The sequence below is a fragment of the Flexivirga sp. genome, assembly GCF_051955415.1.
Lineage (GTDB): Bacteria > Actinomycetota > Actinomycetes > Actinomycetales > Dermatophilaceae > Flexivirga.
This window is the reverse complement of sequence record NZ_JBQCGS010000012.1, coordinates 13,107-35,456: the sequence shown is the minus strand read 5'-3', so window position 1 is coordinate 35,456 and position 22,350 is coordinate 13,107. Positions and strand designations below refer to the sequence as shown.

General features: G+C 69.6%; 19 protein-coding genes. 9 read left to right on the top strand and 10 right to left on the bottom strand.

From position 1 onward, the window contains the following. Positions 1-47 precede the first annotated feature (47 nt). Complete coding sequence (locus ACTHL4_RS01755) at positions 48-527, bottom strand: hypothetical protein (RefSeq protein WP_440281008.1); 480 nt, start codon at positions 525-527, stop codon at positions 48-50. A gap of 318 nt (positions 528-845) precedes the next feature. On the opposite strand from ACTHL4_RS01755, the gene ACTHL4_RS01750 reads away from it, so the two are divergent. The 3 genes from ACTHL4_RS01750 to ACTHL4_RS01740 are packed head-to-tail and all read left to right on the top strand — an operon-like array spanning position 846 to position 5,680. Then, positions 846-4,085 carry a DEAD/DEAH box helicase gene (locus ACTHL4_RS01750; protein ID WP_440281007.1) on the top strand — a complete coding sequence of 1,080 codons (3,240 nt, stop codon included), beginning with the start codon at positions 846-848 and terminating at the stop codon, positions 4,083-4,085. A 42-nt stretch (positions 4,086-4,127) separates the two neighbouring features. Next, positions 4,128-5,015, top strand: a complete 888-nt coding sequence (locus ACTHL4_RS01745; protein ID WP_440281006.1) for an SDR family NAD(P)-dependent oxidoreductase — start codon at positions 4,128-4,130, stop codon at positions 5,013-5,015. A gap of 8 nt (positions 5,016-5,023) precedes the next feature. Continuing rightward, on the top strand, positions 5,024-5,680 hold the full coding sequence (locus ACTHL4_RS01740; protein WP_440281005.1) for an NAD(P)-dependent oxidoreductase: 657 nt from the start codon (positions 5,024-5,026) through the stop codon (positions 5,678-5,680). Between the two features lie 12 nt (positions 5,681-5,692). On the opposite strand, the gene ACTHL4_RS01735 is transcribed toward ACTHL4_RS01740, so the two are convergent. Continuing rightward, on the bottom strand, positions 5,693-6,589 hold the full coding sequence (locus tag ACTHL4_RS01735) for an SDR family oxidoreductase (RefSeq protein WP_440281004.1): 897 nt from the start codon (positions 6,587-6,589) through the stop codon (positions 5,693-5,695). 106 nt (positions 6,590-6,695) lie between these two features. Here ACTHL4_RS01735 and ACTHL4_RS01730 point away from each other — a divergent pair, with 106 nt between their 5' ends. Beyond that, positions 6,696-7,262: a TetR family transcriptional regulator gene (locus ACTHL4_RS01730; RefSeq protein ID WP_440281003.1), complete on the top strand. Its 567-nt coding sequence runs from the start codon at positions 6,696-6,698 to the stop codon at positions 7,260-7,262. 1 nt (position 7,263) lies between these two features. On the opposite strand, the gene ACTHL4_RS01725 is transcribed toward ACTHL4_RS01730, so the two are convergent. Further along, positions 7,264-7,632 (bottom strand): hypothetical protein, encoded by a 369-nt coding sequence (locus tag ACTHL4_RS01725; protein ID WP_440281002.1) that lies wholly within the window; start codon positions 7,630-7,632, stop codon positions 7,264-7,266. Positions 7,633-7,814: 182 nt separating this feature from the next. On the opposite strand from ACTHL4_RS01725, the gene ACTHL4_RS01720 reads away from it, so the two are divergent. Together ACTHL4_RS01720 and ACTHL4_RS01715 are read left to right on the top strand one after the other, a co-directional pair. Beyond that, positions 7,815-9,881, top strand: a complete 2,067-nt coding sequence (locus ACTHL4_RS01720) for an ArnT family glycosyltransferase (protein WP_440281001.1) — start codon at positions 7,815-7,817, stop codon at positions 9,879-9,881. Positions 9,882-9,897: 16 nt separating this feature from the next. Further along, complete coding sequence (locus tag ACTHL4_RS01715) at positions 9,898-10,749, top strand: dolichyl-phosphate beta-glucosyltransferase (RefSeq protein WP_440281000.1); 852 nt, start codon at positions 9,898-9,900, stop codon at positions 10,747-10,749. A gap of 35 nt (positions 10,750-10,784) precedes the next feature. Here ACTHL4_RS01715 and ligD read toward each other — a convergent pair whose 3' ends face one another. Further along, complete coding sequence (ligD, locus tag ACTHL4_RS01710) at positions 10,785-11,750, bottom strand: non-homologous end-joining DNA ligase (RefSeq protein WP_440280999.1); 966 nt, start codon at positions 11,748-11,750, stop codon at positions 10,785-10,787. A 19-nt stretch (positions 11,751-11,769) separates the two neighbouring features. Then, positions 11,770-13,341, bottom strand: coding sequence for an ABC-F family ATP-binding cassette domain-containing protein (locus ACTHL4_RS01705; RefSeq protein WP_440280998.1), 1,572 nt, complete (start codon positions 13,339-13,341; stop codon positions 11,770-11,772). Between the two features lie 217 nt (positions 13,342-13,558). Between ACTHL4_RS01705 and ACTHL4_RS01700 the strand changes: the two genes are divergently transcribed. Continuing rightward, the gene (locus ACTHL4_RS01700; RefSeq protein ID WP_440280997.1) at positions 13,559-15,352 is read left to right on the top strand and encodes a long-chain-acyl-CoA synthetase; all 1,794 of its coding nucleotides are present in this window, start codon (positions 13,559-13,561) and stop codon (positions 15,350-15,352) included. A 117-nt stretch (positions 15,353-15,469) separates the two neighbouring features. On the opposite strand, the gene ACTHL4_RS01695 is transcribed toward ACTHL4_RS01700, so the two are convergent. Beyond that, the gene (locus tag ACTHL4_RS01695; RefSeq protein WP_440280996.1) at positions 15,470-16,213 is read right to left on the bottom strand and encodes a histidine phosphatase family protein; all 744 of its coding nucleotides are present in this window, start codon (positions 16,211-16,213) and stop codon (positions 15,470-15,472) included. Positions 16,214-16,358: 145 nt separating this feature from the next. On the opposite strand from ACTHL4_RS01695, the gene ACTHL4_RS01690 reads away from it, so the two are divergent. Further along, on the top strand, positions 16,359-17,105 hold the full coding sequence (locus tag ACTHL4_RS01690) for a hypothetical protein (RefSeq protein ID WP_440280995.1): 747 nt from the start codon (positions 16,359-16,361) through the stop codon (positions 17,103-17,105). On the opposite strand, the gene ACTHL4_RS01685 is transcribed toward ACTHL4_RS01690, so the two are convergent. The 4 genes from ACTHL4_RS01685 to ACTHL4_RS01670 form a co-directional block, all read right to left on the bottom strand. Continuing rightward, positions 17,057-18,304, bottom strand: a complete 1,248-nt coding sequence (locus tag ACTHL4_RS01685) for an MFS transporter (protein ID WP_440280994.1) — start codon at positions 18,302-18,304, stop codon at positions 17,057-17,059. The genes ACTHL4_RS01690 and ACTHL4_RS01685 overlap by 49 nt on opposite strands. Before the next feature lie 73 nt (positions 18,305-18,377). Then, positions 18,378-18,569, bottom strand: coding sequence for a hypothetical protein (locus tag ACTHL4_RS01680; RefSeq protein ID WP_440280993.1), 192 nt, complete (start codon positions 18,567-18,569; stop codon positions 18,378-18,380). Positions 18,570-18,649: 80 nt separating this feature from the next. Further along, on the bottom strand, positions 18,650-19,918 hold the full coding sequence (locus ACTHL4_RS01675) for a fatty acid desaturase family protein (protein WP_440281100.1): 1,269 nt from the start codon (positions 19,916-19,918) through the stop codon (positions 18,650-18,652). Positions 19,919-19,932: 14 nt separating this feature from the next. Further along, positions 19,933-20,988, bottom strand: coding sequence for a ferredoxin reductase (locus ACTHL4_RS01670; RefSeq protein WP_440280992.1), 1,056 nt, complete (start codon positions 20,986-20,988; stop codon positions 19,933-19,935). 105 nt (positions 20,989-21,093) lie between these two features. Here ACTHL4_RS01670 and ACTHL4_RS01665 point away from each other — a divergent pair, with 105 nt between their 5' ends. Next, entirely contained in the window at positions 21,094-22,311 is a 1,218-nt protein-coding gene (locus ACTHL4_RS01665; protein WP_440280991.1) for a PucR family transcriptional regulator, read from the top strand. Positions 22,312-22,350 lie beyond the last annotated feature (39 nt).

The following is a 22,350-nucleotide window of genomic DNA, read 5'->3' as shown; positions in this document are numbered from 1 at the left end:
TCTCCCCAGGGTCGGGAAAGGTACGAGCCACGGCACGCCCGGCCGGCTCAGCCCTTCGCCCAGTCCAGGATCCGCCAGTGCTGGGAGCTGCCGTTGCGGACCAGGTAGTAGGTCCACGGCTCATGGGTGGGCTTGTTGCCCTTGGTCAGGCCCTTGACGTGCCGGAACGTCGACGTGGTGTCGACCACGACGCACTGCTTCCAGCCGCCAGCGGTGTCGCTGTCGCACTTGCGCCCGGTCGTGACCGGGCCGGTGCTGATGATCCGCAGCTCCTCGACCCGCGGACCATGCAGATCCCACCACGCCGCGTCGACGCCCTCCTTGTCGCCCACGACCATGGCCTTGGCGGTGGAATAGTCCCGTTCGTTCAGCGCGTGGGCGAAGGTGCGCACCACCTGGGCGGGAGCCGCGGACGTCGGCGGTATGGCGACGGTCGTGCGCGGTTTGCCCCACAACCACAGGCCGAACACGCCCAGCAGGACGAGGAACGCCAGGCACAGTCCGATGACGTTCTGTGCCCTGCGCATGGGTCGAGTATCCGTCGTCGACCCGGTCGCGTGAAGGGTCGTCTCGAATTACCGGTCGAATCCACATCATCTTGTGACCTGTCCGACGGCTCGTCCACAACCCCGACGCGCGGCCCTCGTCATCCACGTGGCGCCGGGCGCCGACCGCGATTGTCATCCCCGAGGGCTACCGTCGGAGCGTGAACAAGCCGGCCGCACTCCAGCTGCCCGACCGAAGGGCGGCACTCGGGCTCGGGCAGGTGCACCGATGACGAGGGACGACTTCTCGGTGCAGCTGCCCGACCGAAGGGCGGCACTCGGGCTCGGGGAGGTGCACCGATGACGAGGTACGAGTCCTCGGTGCACCTGCGCGGCGCCGAGTGGGTGCAACGGGTGACACCCGATCAACTCGCCGAGCGGATGGGCGAGCTGACCCTGGACCGCGCGGAGCTGTATGTCGACTCCGAACGGGTGCAGTCGATCAACACCGGCGATCAGGGCAGGCTGCTGCTGGCCACCGTCGAGGGCAACCGGGACCGGCCCTACACGGTGATGATCACCCGGATGCAGGACTTCGAGGGGGTGCCCGAATGGCACTCGCGGTGTTCCTGTCCGGTGGCGACCGAGTGCAAGCACGTCGCGGCGACGCTGCTGACGGCACGCGACCACCTGGGGGGTGGCGCGCCGCAACTGCCCGCGTGGCGCAAGTTCGTCCAGGAGCAGCTGGAGGAGCCGCGCATCGATCAGCACGACGACGGCGTGCGCCTCGCGCTGCGGGTGTCGGCCGGTCATGAGCTGCGCGGCCGGCGGCGCGTCACCCGCATCGCGCTGAGCCTGGCCCACCGCACCAAGGCCGAGCGGTGGTCCAAGCAGGCTTCCTGGGACGAGGTCGGACTCAACCGCATCCGCCGACGCTTCCATCTCGCACAGGCCGACGCGGTCACCGCGCTGCGCGACGTCACCGCCGGCCGCCGGCACGCCTGGTCGCTGGGCGCCCCACTGGTCCAGCTGGATGAGAGCAATGCCGGGGTATGGCCCGCGCTGCGCGAGTGCCTCGCCGCGGGAGTGGAGCTGCTGCCGGCATACAACGGCCACGGTGAGGTCCGCTTCGTGCCCGATCCGGTCCGGGTCGCCGCCGATTTCGGCGCTCGCGACGATGGCTCCTTGCGCGGGTCGGCGAGTGTCGTGGGCCTGGGCGAGCAGACCGGCGAGATCGTCGTCCTGGGCGACCCGGGCCACGGCATCGCCCGCGTCGGCCACGACGGCAGCATCGTGCTGGCAGCACTCGACGGCCCGCTGAGCTCGGCGTCACGGGCGTTGCTGCTCGACGGGCCGGTGGACGTGCCGGCGGAGGACGCGGAGGAGTTCCGCGACCTCTACTATCCGCGGCTGACCCGCCAGCTGCACCTGGTGGCCGGCGACGGATTGCCGGTGCCGGAGCCGATCCGGTTGCGGCTCACCCTCAGCGCGCCGGAGCCGCAGGCCATCCAGGTCTCGGCCGAGATGCTCTACGCCGGCAAGCACGCCAAGCCGGTCGCCCTCGACAGCTACGACTGCACCCGCGACCGCGCCGGCGAGCACGCGCTGGTGGCCCGGCTCGAGGAGACGCTGCGCGACCACGAGCTGATGGAGCTGGTCGGCGGGCTCGGCTGGTGGCCCGTGGGACGCAGCCTGCTGCGCGGGTGGCCGGCGGTGCGGTTCGCGGAGAGCCTGACCGAGTTGGAGGAGTTTGACGACCTCGACCTGGTCATCGACGGCGAGCTGCCGTCGTTCGAGGAGAGCACCGTGGCGCCGGTGATCCGCATCGGCGCCTCGGACTCCGAGGACACCGACTGGCTCGACCTGCACGTGACCGTCACCATCGACGGTGAGGAGGTGCCCTTCGCCGAGCTGTTCGCCGCGCTGGCGCGGGGCGACCAGGCCATGCTGCTGGCGTCCGGCACCTGGTTCAGTCTCGACCGGCCCGAGCTGCTGCAGCTCGAGCGGCTGATCGCCGAGGCGCGAGAGCTGTCCGACAAGCAGCGCGAGGGTTTCGCGCTCAACAGATTCCACGTCGGCTTGTGGGAGGAGCTCGAGCAGCTGGGCGTCATCGATCAGCAGAGCGAGCGATGGACCCGCCAGCTGGAGCGGGTGCGTGACCTCGACCGGTTCACCGCCCCGAGCATTCCGCGGTCGCTGCAGGCGACGTTGCGCTCCTATCAGCTGGACGGATTCACCTGGCTGGCCGCGCTGTGGGACTGCGCGCTGGGCGGCGTGCTGGCCGACGACATGGGTCTGGGCAAGACGCTGCAGACGTTGGCGCTGCTCGCGCGAGCCCGGGAGGAAGGCGAGCTGGACGTGCCGGTGCTCGTCGTCGCACCGAGTTCGGTGGTCGGCACCTGGGTGAGCGAGGCGGCCCGATTCGTGCCGGACCTGCGCGTGGTCGCCCTCAGCGAGACCGGCAAGCGCCGCGGCAGCACCGTCGCCGAGGCCATCGCGGGCGCCCATGTGGTGGTGACGTCATACGCGGTGCTGCGGCTGGACGCCGACCAGTTCGCCCAGACCCGCTGGAACGGTTTGGTGCTCGACGAGGCCCAGTGGGTCAAGAACCACACGTCCAAGACCTTCCAGGCGGCCAAGCGGATCGGTGCGCCGTTCACCCTCGCGATCACCGGCACTCCGCTGGAGAACTCGCTGATGGACCTGTGGTCGATGCTGGCGCTCGCAGCGCCCGGGCTCTATCCGCGCCCCGACCTGTTCAAGCAGCGCTACCGCAAGCCGATCGAGCGGGGCGAGTCTCCGGAGCTGCTCGACCAACTGCGCCGTCGCGTCCGGCCGCTCATGCTGCGTCGCACCAAGGAGCAGGTGGCCGGCGATCTGCCACCCAAGCAGGTGCAGCTGCTCGGGGTGGAGCTGACCGCCAAACACCGCCAGACCTACGAGCGGCACCTGCAACGTGAGCGGCAGCGGGTGCTCGGGCTGCTGGAGGACCCGGAGGGCAACCGCGTGGCGATCCTGGCCGCGCTGACCCGGCTGCGGCAGCTGGCCCTCGATCCGAGACTGGTCGACGAGGTGCCCAGCACCGAGAGCGAGATGTCCGCGAAACTGGCCCTGCTGGTCGAGCAGATCGGCGAGCTCGCAGCGGAAGGCCACCGCGCACTGGTCTTCAGTCAGTTCACCACGTTCCTGCGATTGGCGCGCGACGCCCTCGACAAGGCCGGCCTCGCCAGTTCCTACCTGGACGGTCGCACCCGCAAGCGGCAGCAGGTCATCGACGACTTCAAGAACGGCGACGACCCGGTCTTCCTGATCTCGTTGAAGGCCGGCGGTGTCGGCCTGACCCTCACCGAGGCCGACTACGTCTTCGTGCTCGACCCGTGGTGGAACCCCGCGACCGAGGCGCAGGCCATCGACCGCGTGCACCGCATCGGGCAGGACAGACCGGTCATGGTCTACCGGCTGGTCAGCGCCGGCACCATCGAGGAGAAGGTCGTCGCGCTGCAGGAGCGCAAGCGCGCGCTCTTCGAGAAGGTCGTGGACGGCGACGGCGGTGTCGGGGGCGCCATCACGCCCGACGACATCCGGGCGTTGCTGGAATGACGCTGTGGTTACTTGTCGGTAAGCATGTCTAGGGTGGGTGGCATGCGCACTCCTTTCGCTGCTCGCACCCGACGGCCCGCCCGCTCGTATGCCGCCGCCCGCTGCCTGGTCACCGGCGGCTGCTCCGGTCTCGGGCAGGCCCTGGTCCGGCTGTTGGTCGCCGACGGTGCCCGCGTCCTGGTCGGCGACGTGCACCAGAGTGCACCGGAGGGCTCGCTGCCCGAGGGCGTCGACTACGTGCGGCTCGACGTCAGCCGTGACGAGGACTGGGACGCGGCCCGCGCCTTCGTGGAGTCGACCTACGGCGGACTGGACCTGCTGGTCAACAATGCCGGCATCGCGGCCGGCGGTCGGATCGACGTTGCCGACATGGAGGAGTGGCGGCGCATCACCGACATCAACCTGCTCGGTGTCGCCCGCGGATGTCACACCTTCGTGCCGATGATGAAGCAGCAGAGCAGCGGACAGATCGTCAACACCGCGTCGCTCGCCGGGCTGGTCCACGCGCCCGCGATGGCGTCATACAACGCGGTCAAGGCGGGTGTGGTCGCGATCAGCGAGACGTTGCGGTCGGAGCTGGCGCCGTGGGGCATCGGTGTGTCGGTCATCTGCCCGTCGTTCTTTCGCACCAACCTGGCCGAGTCGTTCCACGGCAAGGACGTGGACATGGAGGCCAGCGGCACCGACATGATCACCAAGGCGCCGCGGTCGGCGGACCAGGTGGCGGCGGTCGCCTTCGCCGGCATGAAGGCCTGCAAGCACATCATCCTGACCGACCGTGACGGTCACATCGCGTATGCCGCCAAGCGCTACGCGCGACCGATCTACGATCGAGCCATGAACGCGGCCGGCCGTCAGGTCGGCAAGGGCCGGCCGGCCACACCGAAGATCGTCGAGAAGCTCCAGGCGCTGGGCACCAGGAAGAAGTGAGGTCTGAGATGAGTTCGGTCGCCATCATCGGCGGGCACGGCAAGGTCGCGATGCTGCTGGCGCGGCAGCTGGTCCGCGAGGGTCACCAGGTGCGATCGCTGTTCCGCAACGAGGACCACGCACCCGAGGTCGCCTCGACCGGCGCGACGCCCCTCGTGGCCGACGTGGAGCAACTCGACGTCGCCGCGCTGGGCGACCTGCTGAAGGGTGTCGACACCGTCGTCTGGTCGGCGGGCGCCGGCGGCGGCAACCCGGCGCGCACCTATGCGGTCGACCGCGACGCTGCGATCCGCAGCATGAACGCCACGGCAGAGCTCGGCATCGAGCGCTACGTCATGGTTTCGTACTTCGGTGCCTCGCCGGATCACGGTGTCCCCGAGGACGATTCGTTCTTCGCGTATGCCGAGGCCAAGGCCGCGGCCGACGAATATCTGCGCGGCACGGGCCTGCGGTGGACCATCGCTGCGCCCAGCCGGCTCACCGACGACGAGCCGACCGGACGCATCGAGGTCGGGGGTCAGGACGCGCTGGCGGCCGGTGCCGTCTCACGGGCCGACGTCGCGGCCGTGGTGGCCGCCCTGATCCCGGCGGACAACACCATCGGGGCGATGGTGCGGTTCAACAACGGCGGCACGCCGATCGCCGACGCCGTCGCCGCGTTGTAGGTCCGCCGCGGCTCACACCTCGAAGTAGGCGCCGGCCTTGATGTCCTCCAGCAACGTCGGGCCGGTGGGGACCCACCCCAGCAGCGACTGGGTCAGCTCGGAGCTGGTGGCGCCGTCCGCGCCGACGAACCGGCCGAGGAAGCCGAAGTGCGCCGGCGCGTCGTGCGGATCGACCGACACGACCGGCAATCCGAGCCCGGCGCCGATCGCTTCGGCGACGTCCTTCAGGGGCACGCCCACCTCCGCCGTGGCGTGCAGCCGCGCCCCGGCCGCGGCGCCCTCCAGACCGAGCCGCACGAGTCGCGCGGCATCTGAACGGTGCACCGCCGCCCATCGATTGGTCCCGTCGCCGACATACCCGGACACCCCGCGGTCGCGGGCTGTGGCGACCAGGTGGGCGATGAAGCCGTGGTCCCCGGCGCCGTGCACGGTGGGCGCGAACCGGGCCGCCACGGCGCGCACGCCCTGGTCGACGAACTCGAAGGCCCGGTTCTCGGCCCCGCCACGCAGGGAGTGCGGACCGACATGCGGGCTGGGGTCGTCCTCAGTGGCCGGCCGACCTTGAACCAGACCGGCCACGCCCGACGCGAAGACGAACGGTCGATCGCTGTCGACCAGCACCTCACCGATCGTCTCCACGGCCGTCCGCTCGGCAGCGGCGGAGCTCGCCGGATTGGCCCAATCATGTTTGTTGGCAAGGTGTATGACGCCGTCCGCTGCCTGCGCTCCGCGGCGCAGCGAATCCAGGTCGTCCAGATCGCCGCGCAACACCGTCACGCCTTTCGCGTGCAGCGCTGCGGCGGAGGTGTCGGAGCGGGCCAAGCCGGTCACCTCATGTCCTGCCTGCAGCAGGTCATCGACGGTGGCCGAGCCGATCCAGCCCGAGGCTCCGGTGACAAATACGCGCATGGCTGTGTCCTTTCTGGGAGAAGCAGCTGACATCGACGTGATGTCATGAACTGACATCAGCGACGCACACCTTGATGTCAGTAACTGTCATCGGTAACCTGCGGATATGGCGCGATGGCAACCCGGGGCACGGGAACGACTGCAGTCGGTCGCCCTGCGATTGTTCGCCGAGCGCGGGTTCGAGCAGACCACCGTCGCCGAGATCGCCGCAGCGGCCGAACTCACCGAGCGGACGTTCTTCCGTCACTTCGCCGACAAGCGCGAGGTGCTCTTCGCCGGGCAGGAGGACTTCCTGCAGCTGTTCACCGACCCCATCGAGGCGGCGCCGGCGGGCACCCCTGCGTATGAACTCGTCCGGCGTGCGCTGGAGGCGGCGGGTGAGTTCTTCCCGCTCGAGCGCCGGACGTTCGCCCGGACGCGTGCCGCGATCATCGGCGGTGAACCCGCGTTGCAGGAGCGTGAACTCGGCAAGCTGGCCAGCTTGAAGACGCGGCTCGGTGAACTGATGCGAGATCGCGGGATCGGCGAACCGACCGCGACACTCGCCGCCGAAGCCGGCGTGACGATCTTCCATCTGGCGTTCCAGCAGTGGATCGCCGACGGTGAGGAGCGCAGCATGGGTGAGCTGGCGCGGGAGCGGCTCGACGCGATGGCGGCCCTGGTGTCGGTCTGAGTCAGCTCCCGGAGCCCGCGGCGCGTTGACCGGGGGCGCCGCCGCCCTGGCTGCCGCCGTCCGGGCCGGGCGGTGTCTCGCCCTGGCCGCCGGTGCCCGGCTGTTGTGCGATGCGCGGCTCTCCTGCCGTGCCACCGCCCTCGACGTGGCGGAAGTTGCCCAGGCCGCCACCCGGTCGACCGCCGCCGGTGCCGGCCGGCACGGCGGCTGCCGCGGTGATCGCCCCGGCCGAGGACAGGCCGATCGCCATCGCCGCGACGACGGCCGTCTTCTTGCCCGACCAGCGCGGCCGGCGCAGCGCGGGGGCACTTGCCGGCGGCTGTTGCTGGCCCGGCGGCGGCGTCGGTCGTCCGGGAGTCTCTTGGGTCATGAACGGCGTCCTTCCAAGCTTCGGATCGGTTGTCGCGGATCAACGTCGCGGTGCCGGCTGTGGTCCTGCTTTGAAATGGCGCTCGGCGCGCTGGCAAAGCGCACCAGGTCTGCTGATCGTTCACGGCGGGCCCAGGTTGGCGCCACAGCAGTGCCACAAGCAGCGGCGCCACGGTTCTCGTCATGAATTCAGTGACCGCACCACTGCGGACCTCAGATCAGGCAGTCCGCAACGGCGCACCGGCCGATGCCGGTGCCGTCGTGGCCTCGGACCGCCTCTCCCGGATGTGGCGCGGACACGAGGAGGACCCGTCCTGGGCCCGTCCGTCGATGATCGTGCTTCTGGTCGCGACGGCGGTGCTGTACTTCTTCAATCTGACCGCGAGCGGGTGGGCGAACTCGTTCTATTCCGCTGCGGCGCAGGCAGGTTCGGTCGACTGGGAGGCCTTCTTCTTCGGGTCGTCGGACGCAGCGAACTCGATCACCGTGGACAAGCCACCCGCGGCGCTGTGGGTGATGGCGCTCTCGATCAGAGTCTTCGGCCTGAATTCGTTCGCCATCCTGATGCCGGAAGTGCTAATGGGTGTCGCGACGGTCGGACTGGTCTATTCGATGGTGCGGCGACACTTCGGCCCGGCGGCCGGGCTTCTCTCCGGTGCCGTGCTCGCGCTGACTCCGGTGGCAGCGTTGATGTTCCGGTTCAACAATCCCGACGCTCTGCTGGTCCTGCTGATGACGCTCGGTGCCTGGGCTACGTTGCGGGCGATCGAGCAGGGCTCGATCCGGTGGATGGCACTGGTCGGGGTGTTCCTCGGCTTCGGCTTCCTCACCAAGACGTTCCAGGTCTTCCTCGTCATACCGTTCTTCGCGATCGCGCATCTCGTCGCCGCTCGTGCCGGCCTGACACGTCGACTGCTCGGCCTCGTTGCCGGCCTCGGCGCGATGATCGCGGCTGCCGGGTGGTGGGTGCTGGTGGTGCAACTGGTCCCGGCCGGAGCGCGGCCGTACATCGGTGGCAGCCAGACGAATTCGTTCTGGGACCTCACGTTCGGCTACAACGGGTTCGGTCGCTTGAGTGGCAACGAGACCGGTTCGGTCGGTGGCGGTGGCCCGGGCGGTGCCGGCGGCGGAATGTGGGGCGACACGGGCATCACCCGGATGTTCGGATCGGAGGTCGGCAGTCAGGTCTCGTGGCTGCTTCCGGCAGCCCTGATCCTGCTCGGCGCCGGGATCGCCCTGCGGGGCAGGCGGCCACGGACCGACGCACGCCGGGCGGCATACCTCGTCTGGGGTGGCTGGCTGCTGGTCACCGGGCTGACCTTCTCGTTCATGGCGGGCATCTTCCATCAGTACTACACGGTCGCTCTGGCACCGGCGATCGCCGCCGTCGTCGGCATGGGCGCGCGGGAAGCCTGGGAGTGCCGGCACCAGGCGGTCGGGTCGATCACCCTTGCGACGGCGGCGGCCGCCGCTGCCACCGGGTCGTTCATCCTGCTCACCCGGGTGTCGGCCTACGGTGACTGGCTGCGGGTGTCGATCCTGGCGGTAGGTATGTCGTCCGCCTTCCTGCTGCTGGCCCTGAACTGGTTGCATCACAAGGTGATTCCCCTGGTGCTGGCCGGCGCGATCGCCGCCGGGTTGGCCGGGCCCGCGGCATACAGCTGGAGCACGGTGACCTCCGCACACACCGGATCGATCCCCACAGCAGGACCCAGCGTCGGTGGCATGGGCGGAGGTCCGGCTGCGCCCACGGCCGGCGGCGTGCCGGGTGGTCTCGCGGGCCGGAACGGCACGACCGGAGCGGCGCCCGGACAGGCTGCTGCCCCGGCGCAGACCAGGCGTGCGGGTGCAGGCGGAATGGGCGGACTCCTCGACGCAAGCACCCCGGGCACTGCGGTCGTCACCGCGCTGCAGGCGGATGCCGGCAGGTACACCTGGGTCGCCGCGGCCATCGGCAGCAACAACGCCGCCGGCCTACAGCTGGCGACCGGGGAGCCGGTGATGCCGATCGGTGGTTTCAACGGCAGTGACCCATCACCCACGCTGGCGCAGTTCCAGGGCTACGTGGCGGCGGGACGGATCCACTACTTCCTGGCCGGTGGTGTCGGCGGCGGTGGGCAGCAGGGCGGTTCTGATGTGGCACAGCAGATCACCTCCTGGGTGGAGTCGCACTATCCGAAGGTGACGATCGGGGGATCGACCTTCTACGACCTCACCCAGCCGACCGGTTCGTCGTCCGCGAGCAACTGAACAAGGCAGGTATCTGATGGAAACCCTTCACGCACAGAGTGGTCCGCCGGCCGGGTCGGGCCCCAGCCCGATCGTCCTCGATGTCGTCATACCGGTGCACAACGAGCAGCACGTGCTGGCAGCGAGCGTCCACGCCGTCCGGGCGCTGTTGCTCGAGCAGTTCCCGTATCCGTTCCGCATCACGGTCGCTGACAGCGGCTCGACCGACGGCACGTTGCCGATCGCCCGGCGGCTTGCCGCGGAGCTGAGGGAAGTGCGCGTGCTGGTCGTCAGCCGCAAGGGACGGGGTCTGGCGCTCAAGGATGCCTGGCTGTCATCGGATGCGCTGGTCCTGGCCTACACGGATGTGGATCTGTCCACCGACCTCAGCGCCTTGTTCCCGCTGGTCGCGCCGCTGATGTCCGGTCACTCGGACCTGGCCATCGGGTCACGGCTCGCTCGGGGTGCGAACGTCGTGCGAGGCGTCAAGCGCGAATTCAACTCCCGCGCCTACAACTTCATCCTGCAGCGGTCGCTAGGAGTCCGATTCACCGACGCGCAGTGCGGATTCAAGGCCATCCGCCAGGACGTCGCGCAGCAGCTGTTGCCGCTCGTGGAGGACGAGACGTGGTTCTTCGACACCGAGCTGCTCGTCCTCGCTGAGCGAGCCCGGCTGCGGATCCACGAGGTGCCCGTCGACTGGTATGACGATCCCGACAGCCGCGTCCGCCTCGCCAGCACGGCTCGTGACGACCTGTTGGGCGTATGGCGGATGCGTCGCACGCGGCGACCGCTCGAAGCACACCTGTCGGTGCTCCGGGCAACGCTGGGGCGTGGCGGTATCGACGAATCTCCAGTGGTGGCAGAGGTTCCCAGCCTCGCCGGCTGACGCGGCGGCTCGTGCCCTGCCGGCGGCACGGGCGGCTACTCGGGCTCCGGCGGCTGCTCGGCGCCCTCGCGCTCGTCGCGGTCGGCCCACTCCAGCAGCGTGTCGAGCCGGAACGCCTCGTCGTCGATGCCGGCGGTGAGGTCGCCGCGCTCGGCATACCGCTGCGGCACGGTGGCGATGGTGCAGTCCTGCGGCTCGATGTCGTCGAGTTCGTCCCAGGTGAACGGTGTCGAGACGGTGCCCGCCGCATTGCCGCGCACCGAGTAGGCGGCGGCGATGGTGTGATCGCGAGTGTTCTGGTTGTAGTCGACGAAGACCAACCTCGGGTCGCGGTCCTTGCGCCACCAGGTAGTGGTCACATCCTCGGGTGCGCGGCGTTCGACCTCGCGGGCGAAGGCGAGCGCCGCCCGCCGGACGTCCTGGAAGCCCCACTCGGGCTCGATGCGGACGTAGACGTGCAGGCCGGACCCGCCGGAGGTCTTCGGGTAGCCGGTGATGCCGAGTTCGTCGAGCAGTTCGTGCGCAACGTGTGCCGTGCGCCGCACCCGATCCAGGCCCGCGTCTGGCATCGGATCCAGGTCGATGCGCCATTCGTCGGGCCGTTCGACGTCGAACCGCCGCGAGTTCCAAGGGTGGAACTCCACGGTCGACATCTGCACGGCCCAGATCACCGCGCCGATCTCGGTGACGCACAGCTCGTCGGCGGTGCGGTTCCAGCGCGGGAAGTGAATGTTCACTGTTTCCAACCAGTCCGGCGCACCACGGGGCACCCGCTTCTGGTGCACCTTCTCGCCGGTCACCCCGGTCGGATAACGGTGCAGCATGGTGGGCCGGTCGCGCAGCGCACGCACGATGCCGTCACCGACGGCCAGGTAGTAGCGCGCGAGATCCAGCTTCGTCTCACCGCGCTCGGGGAAGTAGACGCGATCCGGGTGGGAGATGCGCACCGTGTGCTCGCCGGCCTCGACCTCGGTCGCGGGTGTGCTGCCCTTGGCTGCCATGTCGCCAACCTACTGCCCTTCACGCCGGCTGCAGCTGTATGGCGTCGCCGGTCCAGCGTCGCCGGATCCAGCGGTCGTGGCTGGCGAGTATGACGGTGACCGGGCTGACGTCGAGCGCCTCCTCGAGTTCGTCGACCAAGGTCAGCGACAGGTGATTGGTCGGTTCGTCGAGCAGCAGCAGGTCCGGCTGCTGGGCGAGCAAGAGCGCCAGTTCCACCCGACGTTGCTGGCCCAGGCTCAGCTCACCGATCGGTCGCCCGTGGTCGCGCGGATGCAGCAACCCCAAGGACGACAACGAGATCGACAGGCCGGTGAAGAGCGCACTCGCCGACTTCGATCGGTCAGGCAGGCTGACATCCTGGGTGAGCAGTCCCGCCTGCCGCGCATGCACGTCGATCTGTCCGGAGTCGGGGGAGCGGCGCCCGGCGATCACATCCAGCAGGGTCGACTTCCCGGCGCCGTTCGCGCCCGTGACCAGCAGGTGGTCTCCCGGTGCCACGTCCATCCGGTCGCACCGCAGCCGGCCGGCCACTCGCACGTTGCGCAGCGACACCGCCGCGATCGGCTCGCGGTCGAACGATCCCGAGAACCGCATCGCCGCAGGCGGTTTCGGGATCCGCTCACGCTCCAGCAACTCGATGCGCTGCTCGGCGTTGCGGCGTCGGCGGCTCACCGTCGCCTGGACGCGCTGGCCCTTGAAGCCGTAGATGAACTTGTCGTTGTCCCGCGGACCGCGGTTGTGGGCGATATCGGTGTTGGTCGTCCGCGCGGCCGCACGCAGGCCGTTGAGCTCCTCCTGCTGCGCTTCGAACTCCTCCTGCCACCGATCCCGGGCAGCGTGTTTGGCCGTCAGGTAGTCGGTGAAGTTGCCGGAGAAGAGGCGGCCACCCCGGCCGTCGGTGCCGAAATACGACGGGTCGAGATCGACGATCGCAGTGCACACGTGATCCAGGAAGACCCTGTCGTGCGAAGCGACCAGGGTGGCACCCGTCATCGAATTCAGCTGTTGTTCCAGGAAATCCAGCGCTTCGTCGTCCAGGTGGTTGGTCGGCTCGTCGAGCAGCAAGACCTCGGGCCGGCGGGTCAGCAGCGCCGCGAGGGCCAACCGGGAGCGTTCGCCGCCGGACATGGACGCGACCGTCCGGGTCGGCTCCAGTGCGCCGAGTCCCAGCCGGTGCGCCGCGACCTCGGCACGGCGGTCCGCGTCCCAGGCGTCGTGCAGCGTGGCCCAGTCCAGCAGTCGTGCGTAGTCGTCGGCGAGCTCGGGCTGGTGCTCCAATCGCGCCGCGAGCGACTCCAGGCGCTCGACGGCCTCGTGCAACGGCGCCAGGGCGTCATACAACACCTCGGAGAGGGTGGCCGAGGGGTCCAGCCCGGTGTCCTGGCTGAAGTAGCCGCAGTCCGCGGGCCGGTGCACGTCGCCGCCGTCGGCATCGCGCGCTCCGGCGACGACTTGCAGCAGGGTGGACTTGCCGGAGCCGTTCTCGCCGACCAGGCCGACGGTCGACCCGGGTGCGACGGACAGGCTCACACCGTCCAGGACGCGGCGGTCGGCATACGAGAAGACGAGATCAGTGATCTGCAATGACATGAAGCATCCGTTCCACCAGATGTGGGTGTGCTCGCCGGGCAGGTGCCGCCGCGGACGCGAGCGATGACGGATTCAGCTCTTCATGGTCCGCACACTGTGCCACGCCGGATGGGGCGAGCACAATTCATTGACGGTTCCCGAACCCCTCACCAACTGGTTACTCGTGGGTAAGCTGGGTTGCCCGGAGCCTCGGAGTCAGCAGCAAGGAGTCGTTCCAGTGAGCCCACAGACCCGTCAGCGCGTCAGCCTGCTCGATCTCGGCAAGGGCGCATTCGGCATCCTGCCGGACCTGCCGTTGCTCGCCCGCGAGGCTCCGGGCCTGCTGTTGCGCAAGCCGACCGCCAAGAACTCCCTTGGCCTGATCTTCCAGAAGAACGCCGCCCGGCATCCGGACCGCCCGTTCGTCAAGGGAGAGGACGGCCGGGGCGGCATCCGCACTCTCACGTATGGCGAGGCCAATGCGCTGGTCAACCGCTATGCCCACGTGCTGCAGTCGCTCGGCGCCGGGCGCGGCGACGTGGTGGGGCTGATGGCGCACAACGGGATCGACAACCTGCTGGTGATGCTCGCGACGGTCAAGCTCGGGGCCATCGCCGGACTGCTCAACCACAACCAGCGCTCCGACGTCCTCGCGCACAGCCTCGGCATCCTGGACGCTCGCGTCGTCGTGGTCGAGGACGACTGTGCCGACGGCTTGGCGACGGCAGGCGATGCCGCCAGTGCCCAGAAGACGCTGACCTTCACCGAGTTGCACCAGGCGGCCGAGGCGCAGTCGGCGGAGAACCCGGCGGTCTGCGAGCAGATCGTCGCCCACGAGAAGGCGTTCTACATCTTCACCTCTGGCACCACAGGTATGCCGAAGGCGTCGGTGATGAGCCACTTCCGCTGGCTGAAGTCCTACAGCGGCCTGGGCGCGCTCGGCGTGCGGCTGAAGGCGACCGACACGATGTACTGTCCGCTGCCGCTCTACCACAACAACGCGGTCACGGTCGCGCTCGGCGCGGTGCTGGTCAGCGGGGCGGCGATCGCCATACCGCCGAAGTTCTCCGCGAGCCACTTCTGGGACGATTGCGTCCGGTATGACGCCACGGCGTTCGTCTACATCGGCGAGTTGTGCCGCTATCTGCTCGCCCAGCCGGAGCAGCCGGTCGACCGCGAGCACGGCATACGCGTCATCGTCGGCAACGGACTGCGGCCGGACATCTGGGCGGAGTTCCAGGAGCGCTTCGGCATCGCCCGGATCGCCGAGTTCTACGGCGCGAGCGAGTGCAACATCGCCTTCATCAACGCCTACAACCTCGACCAGACCGCCGGCACCTGTCCGTTGCCCTACTCGGTCGTGGCCTACGACACCGAGACCGGCGCGGCCACCCGGGATGCCAAGGGCCGGCTGCACAAGGTGAAGAAGGGTGAGGTCGGGCTGCTGCTGGCGAAGGTTACCGGCCGGGCGCCGTTCGACGGCTACACCGACGAGGACGCCACCGAGGCGAAACTGGTGCGGGACGGCTTCAAGGACGGTGATGTCTGGTTCAACACCGGCGACCTGGTCCGCCACCAGGGGCTGACCCATGTGGCGTTCGTCGACCGGCTCGGCGACACCTTCCGGTGGAAGGGCGAGAACGTCGCGACCACCGAGGTGGAGGGCGCCATCGACGAACTGGCCGAGGTCGACGACGTCACCGTCTACGGCGTCGAGGTGCCCGGCACCGACGGCAAGGCCGGTATGGCGGCCGTGGTCCTGCACGACGGAGCGGAGCTGGACGGTCGCGCCTGGGCCGCCCGGCTGGCCGGCTCCTTGCCGTCATACGCGGTGCCACTCTTCATCCGCGTCACGGACTCGCTGGAGCACACCTCGACGTTCAAGAGCCGCAAGGTCGAGCTGCGCAACCAGGGATTCACCGAGCCCGGGGACGACCCGGTCCTGGTGCTGACCGACGCCGCCGGCGGCTATGTGCCCTACTACGACGGGTATGTCGGCGACGTCGTGTCGGGCAAATACCCGCGCGTCTGACCGACGCGCCCCTGACCGACGCGCCCCTTCGCCGAGCGGACACGAAACACACCGAGCGGACACGAAAATCGGCCCCGATTTCGTGTCCGGTCAGTGCGTAATGTGTCCGCTCGGTATTCAGCGGGCGGTGACGAGTTTGGCCTCGGGCAGATGTCCGATCTCGTTGTAGGTCAGCAGCTGCGGGAGGCCGTCCTTGTCGAGTTGCAGCCGGGTGACGCCGGTGTTGTAGCCGGCCATCGAGGTGGCGCGCCAGATGCTTTCGATCGCCAGGTCGTTGGTGTCGGGGCGTTCCGGGTCGCGCACGTCGCGGTCCCAGGGTTCGCGCACGAGCAGCCGCGCGATGATCCAGGAGATCAGGCCGACGCTGGAGACCACCAGGGTGCACTCGGCGTCGCCGTCGAGCAGCGACGACATCGCGGTGCGCACCCGGGTGTCGAAGGCGGCGAAGCTCTCGGTGTAGTCCTCGTCGTGCTCGCCGCCGGCCCAGCGGGCGATCGCCTGGGTGAACATGTCCTCGAAGGCGGCCCGCGGGCGCAGGGTGCGCACCATGTCGGCCTTGAGCACCAGCATGTTCTTGTATGCCGGCTTGAACGCGTTGATGACCTCCACGTGATCCAGCTCGTTCCAGGCCGCGTCCACGTCGGTCGGCGTGACCCACCCGGCGGCGACGCAGATGCCCGCGGCGGTCTGGCGTTGCCGGTTGAGGCTGCCGCTGACGATCCGTTCGGGCCGGACCTCCCGGGTGCTGAAGAACTGCCCGAGCAGCCGCGCCTGAGTGCGGCCGACGTCGCTGAGCTGGTCATAGTCGCTCATGCCGAACGAGGCTTGGCCGTGCCGCACCAGCAGGATCGAACGAGGCATGGCATCAACCTAGCCGGGGCCCCCGCGAAGTATCGGCGGGGGAGCGCAGCGGCCGTCGGGCTGTTTGGGTATGCCGGGCGGGGGTAGCGACAGGTGCCGGCTGCACGTGTCCAGCGACCGACAGCGCACCCGATCAGGAATCGAGATGATGACCATGCGATTCAATCCATTGCACAAGAACGACGACGATGTCGCCGACCGGGAGCGGTCGGCGGACGACGTACGCGATCCGGCGGTGCGCGATGACGCACGCGGTGACGCACCGGAGGACCGGCGCGCGGTCCGGGACGCCGGTGATGCGGAGGCGGTCCGGCCGGTGGCATCCGACGTCGTCGTCGAGAAGCGCCGGATCGCCCCGCGTGCACCGCAGTTCGGCAGCGGATTGTGCGGGTTCCTCGCCGCGGTCGGCAGTTACGTCGTCATCGCGTCCGTCGTGCACGCCGTGGTGGCCCGGGCCGGCTCCGGCCACACCATCGCGAAGGCCCTGGACGGCGCTCGCGCCGGCCAGCCGGCGTCGGTGACCTGGAGCGGCGCCATCGCCCTGCTGATCCTGGCCTTCCTGGTCTGCCTCATCGGCGGCTATGTCTGCGGCACGATGGCGCGCAAGCACGGAGCGCTGGAGGGGCTGTCGGTGTGGTTCTGGGCAGCGATCGCCGCCGTGGTGGCGTCATTGATCGTCGAGGCGTCCAGCACGAAGTATGCGGTGCTCTACCAGTTCGACCTGTTCCCGCGGATCCACGTGGGTTCCTGGAGCGGCAGCTCGGCCGCCATCATCACCGCGATCGTGTTGGCCGTGGCCGGTCTGATCGGTGCGGTGCTGGGCGCGGTCATCGGCGCAGCGGCTCATCGCCGGGTGCGGGTCGAGGAGACCGCGTCGCGGTCGCGCTGGTAGGTCCGGCGGGCGATGGTGATCAGGACGATCCCCTCGCCGACCAGCGCCAGCAGGGTGAGAGCGAACGCGTCCCGCAGTCCGTGGTGTCCGGCGAACACCGAACCGGCCAGGAAGCCGAACAGCAGCGGGCTTCCGCCTTCGGCGGCGTCGCGCAGTAGCGTGCGCACCGCTTCGGCGCGGCCCCAGGTGTTCGCCCGGACGATGTCGAGCCGGGCGGCGTCCAACGGTGCGGTGGAGGCGCCGATGCCGGCGCCGCCCACCAGCAGCAGCGGCATGGCGAGCCAGAGGCGGTGGGTCAGGATGCCCGGCAGGAAGGCTGCGGTCGCGACGAAGACGCTGCAGGCGGGCACCACGATGCGGGCCGTCGGATGGCCGTTGCGCAGCAGGTGGTCGGCCAACCGGCCGCCCAGCACCAGGCCGAGCACTGCGGCCACGCCGATGAGGAGCCCGACCAGGACCGCGATGGGTTGCGGCAGGGAGTACTGCTGCTCGGCGAACTGCACGGCGAAACCACGTACGCCGGCGAAGAAGAGGTAGCCGAGCGCCGACGCCACGATCAGCACGACGTTGGTGCGGATGCTCAGCACGTACCGCACCGCCTGCCACAGCGAGAGGTGTCCGTCCGGTGTGCCGGACCCGGTCGGTGCCGCCTGCGCGCCCCTCTCCGGCTCGGGCATCCGGTGCAGCAACCAGCAGACCACGATGGTCGGAACAGTGAGCGATGCCAACGGGATCCGCCAGTTGATGGTCGCGAGTTCGCCCGCGACCACCAAGCCGAAACCGGCGCCGATCAGTTCGCCGCACAGCACGTACGCGTAGATCCGGGCGCGATGTCTCGCCGGCACGTAGTCACCCATCAACGACGCGACGGCCGGGCCGGCGGCCGCGGCGACGCCGCCGAGGCCGAGGCGCGCGGCCAGCAGCCATCGGTAACCGGGCGCCGCGGCCGACGCTGCCATGGCGACGCCCCAGCCGGCAACGGCCCAGGTGAGCAAGCGGGTGCGGTTGAAGCGGTCGACCAGCACACCGGCCGGCACGGACATGACCGCACCGACGATGATCCCGACACTCAGCAGCAGGCCGATCTGGGTGACGGTGATGCCGAGCCCGGACTCCAGGGCGGTCGCGTCCGAGCCGATCGCCGAGCCGTCGGCGGCCTGCAGCGCGAGCACTGCGGCGAGGGTGAGGACGACGCGCACTGGCCGGGCTCCGTCGACGTCCTGGCGGATCCCTCGCAGGCGTGCCTCCAGACTCGCGCGCACCCTGGCGCGGCTACCCGCTGTGCCCGGCAGCCAAACCGTCTCGCGCCGCCGAGGCCGCACCGGAGCCGGTTGCTGCTTGCGCCGCCGGCTGCGCGCCGGCGCCCACGACGAGAATGGCCGCGCTGCCCAGGACAGCGCGGCCGGCACGCCGCAGGAAACCGGACGAATCGTCGTGGTGCAGCAACGTGCTCGTGGTGCTCATGCCGACCACTCAACCGGCCGCCGGTGTGGCCCCGCTGTGCGAGCCGTATGGCGGTCCGGTGAGGGCCGGCAGTCGCCGGATCAGGCGGTGCGCGGGACCGGCTTCGGCAGCGCCATACGAGCCCGGCGCCGCTTCTCCTTGTTAGGGGAGTAGACCGCCTTGATGGTCTCCCATCGGTCTTCGTCAGGGAGCGCCAGCTGGCAGATCTTCTTCCAGGTCTGGAAGAGCTGCTTGGGCAGCGGGCCGGTGGTGTAGGGCAGGCCGTACTTGCGGCATACGGCGCGCAGCTTGGGCGCGACCTCGATGTAGCGGTTGGACGGCAGGTCCGGGAAGCAGTGGTGCTCGATCTGGTGCGACAGGTTGCCGGTCAGGATGTGGAAGAGCTTGGAGCCGGACAGGTTGGCCGACCCGAGCATCTGGCGGATGTACCAGTCACCGCGGGTCTCGCCCTCGATCATCTCCTCGGTGAAGACGTCCACCCCGTCCGGGAAGTGGCCGCAGAAGATCACCGCGTGCGCCCACACGTTGCGGACCACGTTGGCGGTGACGGTGCCGGCCAGGCCGCGCTTGAAGGAGTTGCCGGCCAGCAGCCCGGCCGCCGGCGTCGCGAGGTAGTCCTTGGCGACCTGGCGGATCGCCTTCTTCTTCAGGGCCGCGAGGTCGGAGTTGAACTCCTCCTTGGTCTTCAGACCGGCCGAGACCATGTCCCACTCGAGGTCGTAGGACGCGATGCCCCACTCGAACAACGGCGCGAGGGCGGCGTTGACGACCGGGTTGAAGATGTCCCGCGGCTGCCACGGCTGGTCGTCGCTGACCCGCAGGATGTTGTAGCCGACGTCACGGTCCTTGCCCAGCACGTTGGTCCAGGTGTGGTGGATGTCGTTGTGCGTGTGCTGCCAGCCCCGGGCCGGGGCCACGAAGTCCCACTCCCAGGTGGTGGAGTGGATGTCGGGGTCGCGCATCCAGTCCCACTGGCCGTGCAGCACGTTGTGCCCGATCTCCATGTTCTCCAGCACCTTGCACAGCGCGATGGCGCCGGTGCCGAGCGTCCAGCCGAGCTTGCTCTTGCTGAAGGCCAGCGCGATGCGGCCACCGGCGTCCAGGCCGCGGGCGATCCGGATCACCCGGCGGATGGATGCCGCGTCCGAAGCGCCACGCTGGGCGATCACCTCGTCGCGGATCGCGTCCAGCTCGACTCCGAGCTGGTGCACCTGCTCGTCGGTCAGGTGCGCGGCATCGTCCGGCCTGACCAGGGGTGCGCCCGTGGTCGGCAGGACGCCGGTGCGCTTCTTGACCGCGGTGGGGGTCGCGGTGGTCTCGTTGGTCAGTTCAGGAGTGAGCGTCACGATCTTGGGGTCCTTGATCAGATGTCGAGGTGGCAGGTCCCGGCGGCAGCCGAGATGCAGGTCTGGATGAGGTCGCCTTCGGTGTCGTTGATCTCGCCGGTGCGCAGGTCACGCACGCGGCCGGACAGGAGCGGGGTCAGGCAGGTGCGGCAGATGCCCATGCGGCAACCACTGGGCATCAGCACGCCGGCCTCCTCGCCGACCTCGAGCAAAGGGGTGCTCGCATCGGCCTGGACCTCGCGGTCGGACTTCTCGAAGATCACCGTGCCACCGTCGCCGCTGACGTCGGTGAGCTTCGCGGTCTCGAAGCGTTCAACGGTCAAGGTCTCCGGAAGGTTCGCGTCCCGCCACAGTCGTTCGGCGTCGTCGAGCATCGCGGCCGGTCCGCAGACGTAGGTCTTGCGGCTGCGCCAGTCGGGGCACAGGGCGTCGAGGTCGGCGACGGATCCGAGGTCGATCCGTCCCTCGGCGCTGGTGTAGCGGTGCACGACGTGAAAGCCGGGGTGCCGCTCGGCCAGCTCGGCGAGTTCGTCACCGAACAGGGCGGATTCGGCGTCCCGTGCGGAGTGGATCAGCACCACGTCGGCGTCCGAACGCTTGGGCAGCAAGGTGCGGATCATCGACATCACCGGGGTGATGCCGCTGCCGCCGGTGAGCATCAACAGCGGACGCGGACCGGTCGGCAGCAGGAACTCGCCCTGCGGCGGTGCCAGGAAGAAGATGTCACCGACACGGGTCTCGTGCGCCAGGTGCGCCGACACCTTGCCGCACGCGGTGACGGTGATCTCCGGGTCGCCACCCGCCGGCGCGGACAGCGAATAGGACCGCCACTGCCGGACACCGTCGATCTCCACGCCGATGCGGGCCCATTGGCCGGCGTCGTGCGGTGACCAGCCATCACCGGGCCGGAAGGCGATCGTCGTGGAGTGCGCGGTCTCGGGCCGGACCGCGGTGACCACGCCGCGCAGCTGGCGGGCGGAGGACAGTGGATTGATCAACGCGAGGAAGTCGTGCGGCGGCGCAGGATGCGTGAACACGGAGGCAGCGCGCATCGCGACCGACTTCAAACCCATGCCTTCCACTGTAATTGGCTCGCCGCGCTGATTCATCCGCCTCCGGCCTACAATGGGCAGCGTCGATTTATCGCGGCAGCACAAAAATCGTCCGGAGGGGCCGGTATGACGAGCGCGGCACGTCCAGCTGGGAGTGCGCTGATCGGCGCCGAGATGCCGTGGGCGGCACTGCCGCGCGATGTCAGCGAGTTGCTGAAGGGGTCCCTGCCGGATCTGGTGGAGGAGATCGTCTCGCGCATCCCGCAGGAGGTGCCCGAATACTCCCGTCCGCTGGAGGGCGATTTCGGCACCGCGGTCCGCCAGGGTGTGGAGATCGCGCTGGGCAGATTGTTCATCGACCTGCCCGGGCGTGACGAGCCCGCGTTGATGCCCGCCACCCGCTCGGTCTACCGGCAGATCGGGGTGGGGGAGGCGCGCACCGGGCGTTCGCTGGAGGCGCTGCTGTCGGCATACCGGCTGGGCGCGCGCGTGACGTTCCGCGCGGTGTCCGCGATCGCCGACCGGGTCGGTCTGGAGCCGCGGCTGATGCTGCCACTGGGCGAATCGATCTTCGTCTACATCGACGAGATCTCCGCCGCCAGCATCGAGGGGTTCACCGAGGAGCAGTCGCGCCAGCTCGGTGAGCGCGACCGGCGCCGCGAGTCGCTGCTGCGCCGGCTGCTCGCCGGCAAGCTGCCCGAGGTCGAGGCGCGGCGGCTGGCCGGTCGGGCCGGCTGGACCATCCCGGCCCGGCTGGTCGCGCTGATCGTGCCCAGCGAGCACGGGGAGGGGCTGCGGGCCGCGCTGGGCGACGACGCGCTGATCAGCGGCCGCACCGGCGAGGTCGTCATCCTCCTACGGGCACCGGAGACGGCTGCCGACCGAGAGGCGCTGACCGCGATGCTGCGCGGCCGCCCGGCGTGGGTGGGCCCGGCGCGCACCTGGGAGCGCGCCGAGGAGTCCTACCGGGCGGCGACCGTGGCCGCGACCATCCCCGCGCTGGCACAGGACGATGCGGGCGTGCGCTGGGTGGACGACCACCTGACAGCCATCGCCCTGCAGGCCGATCCACTGGTGATGGCCGACCTCGCCGCGCGATGCCTGGAGCCGATGGCACAGTTGCGGCCCGAGCAGCGCGAACGCCTGGCCGAGACACTGCTCGTCTGGCTCAAGCATCGCGGCGAGCGCGGCCGGATCGCCGAGGAACTGCACGTGCATCCACAGACGGTCGGCTACCGGCTCAGCCAGTTGCGCGACGTCTTCGCCGACGACCTGGACGACCCCGACCGGCGGTTCGAGCTGGAGTTGGTGCTGCGCGCCGGTCATCGCCCCGAGGAGCGATGACCCCGCGTGCCACGAGTGACATGGCGGTGACCGGACCAA

Coding starts and splice junctions, on each gene's coding strand:
- ACTHL4_RS01755 (WP_440281008.1), bottom strand. CDS start 527: ATGCGCAGGGCACAGAACGTCATCGGACTGTGCCTGGCGTTCCTCGTC.
- ACTHL4_RS01750 (WP_440281007.1), top strand. CDS start 846: ATGACGAGGTACGAGTCCTCGGTGCACCTGCGCGGCGCCGAGTGGGTG.
- ACTHL4_RS01745 (WP_440281006.1), top strand. CDS start 4,128: ATGCGCACTCCTTTCGCTGCTCGCACCCGACGGCCCGCCCGCTCGTAT.
- ACTHL4_RS01740 (WP_440281005.1), top strand. CDS start 5,024: ATGAGTTCGGTCGCCATCATCGGCGGGCACGGCAAGGTCGCGATGCTG.
- ACTHL4_RS01735 (WP_440281004.1), bottom strand. CDS start 6,589: ATGCGCGTATTTGTCACCGGAGCCTCGGGCTGGATCGGCTCGGCCACC.
- ACTHL4_RS01730 (WP_440281003.1), top strand. CDS start 6,696: ATGGCGCGATGGCAACCCGGGGCACGGGAACGACTGCAGTCGGTCGCC.
- ACTHL4_RS01725 (WP_440281002.1), bottom strand. CDS start 7,632: ATGACCCAAGAGACTCCCGGACGACCGACGCCGCCGCCGGGCCAGCAA.
- ACTHL4_RS01720 (WP_440281001.1), top strand. CDS start 7,815: ATGAATTCAGTGACCGCACCACTGCGGACCTCAGATCAGGCAGTCCGC.
- ACTHL4_RS01715 (WP_440281000.1), top strand. CDS start 9,898: ATGGAAACCCTTCACGCACAGAGTGGTCCGCCGGCCGGGTCGGGCCCC.
- ligD (WP_440280999.1), bottom strand. CDS start 11,750: ATGGCAGCCAAGGGCAGCACACCCGCGACCGAGGTCGAGGCCGGCGAG.
- ACTHL4_RS01705 (WP_440280998.1), bottom strand. CDS start 13,341: ATGTCATTGCAGATCACTGATCTCGTCTTCTCGTATGCCGACCGCCGC.
- ACTHL4_RS01695 (WP_440280996.1), bottom strand. CDS start 16,213: ATGCCTCGTTCGATCCTGCTGGTGCGGCACGGCCAAGCCTCGTTCGGC.
- ACTHL4_RS01690 (WP_440280995.1), top strand. CDS start 16,359: ATGATGACCATGCGATTCAATCCATTGCACAAGAACGACGACGATGTC.
- ACTHL4_RS01680 (WP_440280993.1), bottom strand. CDS start 18,569: ATGAGCACCACGAGCACGTTGCTGCACCACGACGATTCGTCCGGTTTC.
- ACTHL4_RS01670 (WP_440280992.1), bottom strand. CDS start 20,988: ATGGGTTTGAAGTCGGTCGCGATGCGCGCTGCCTCCGTGTTCACGCAT.
- ACTHL4_RS01665 (WP_440280991.1), top strand. CDS start 21,094: ATGACGAGCGCGGCACGTCCAGCTGGGAGTGCGCTGATCGGCGCCGAG.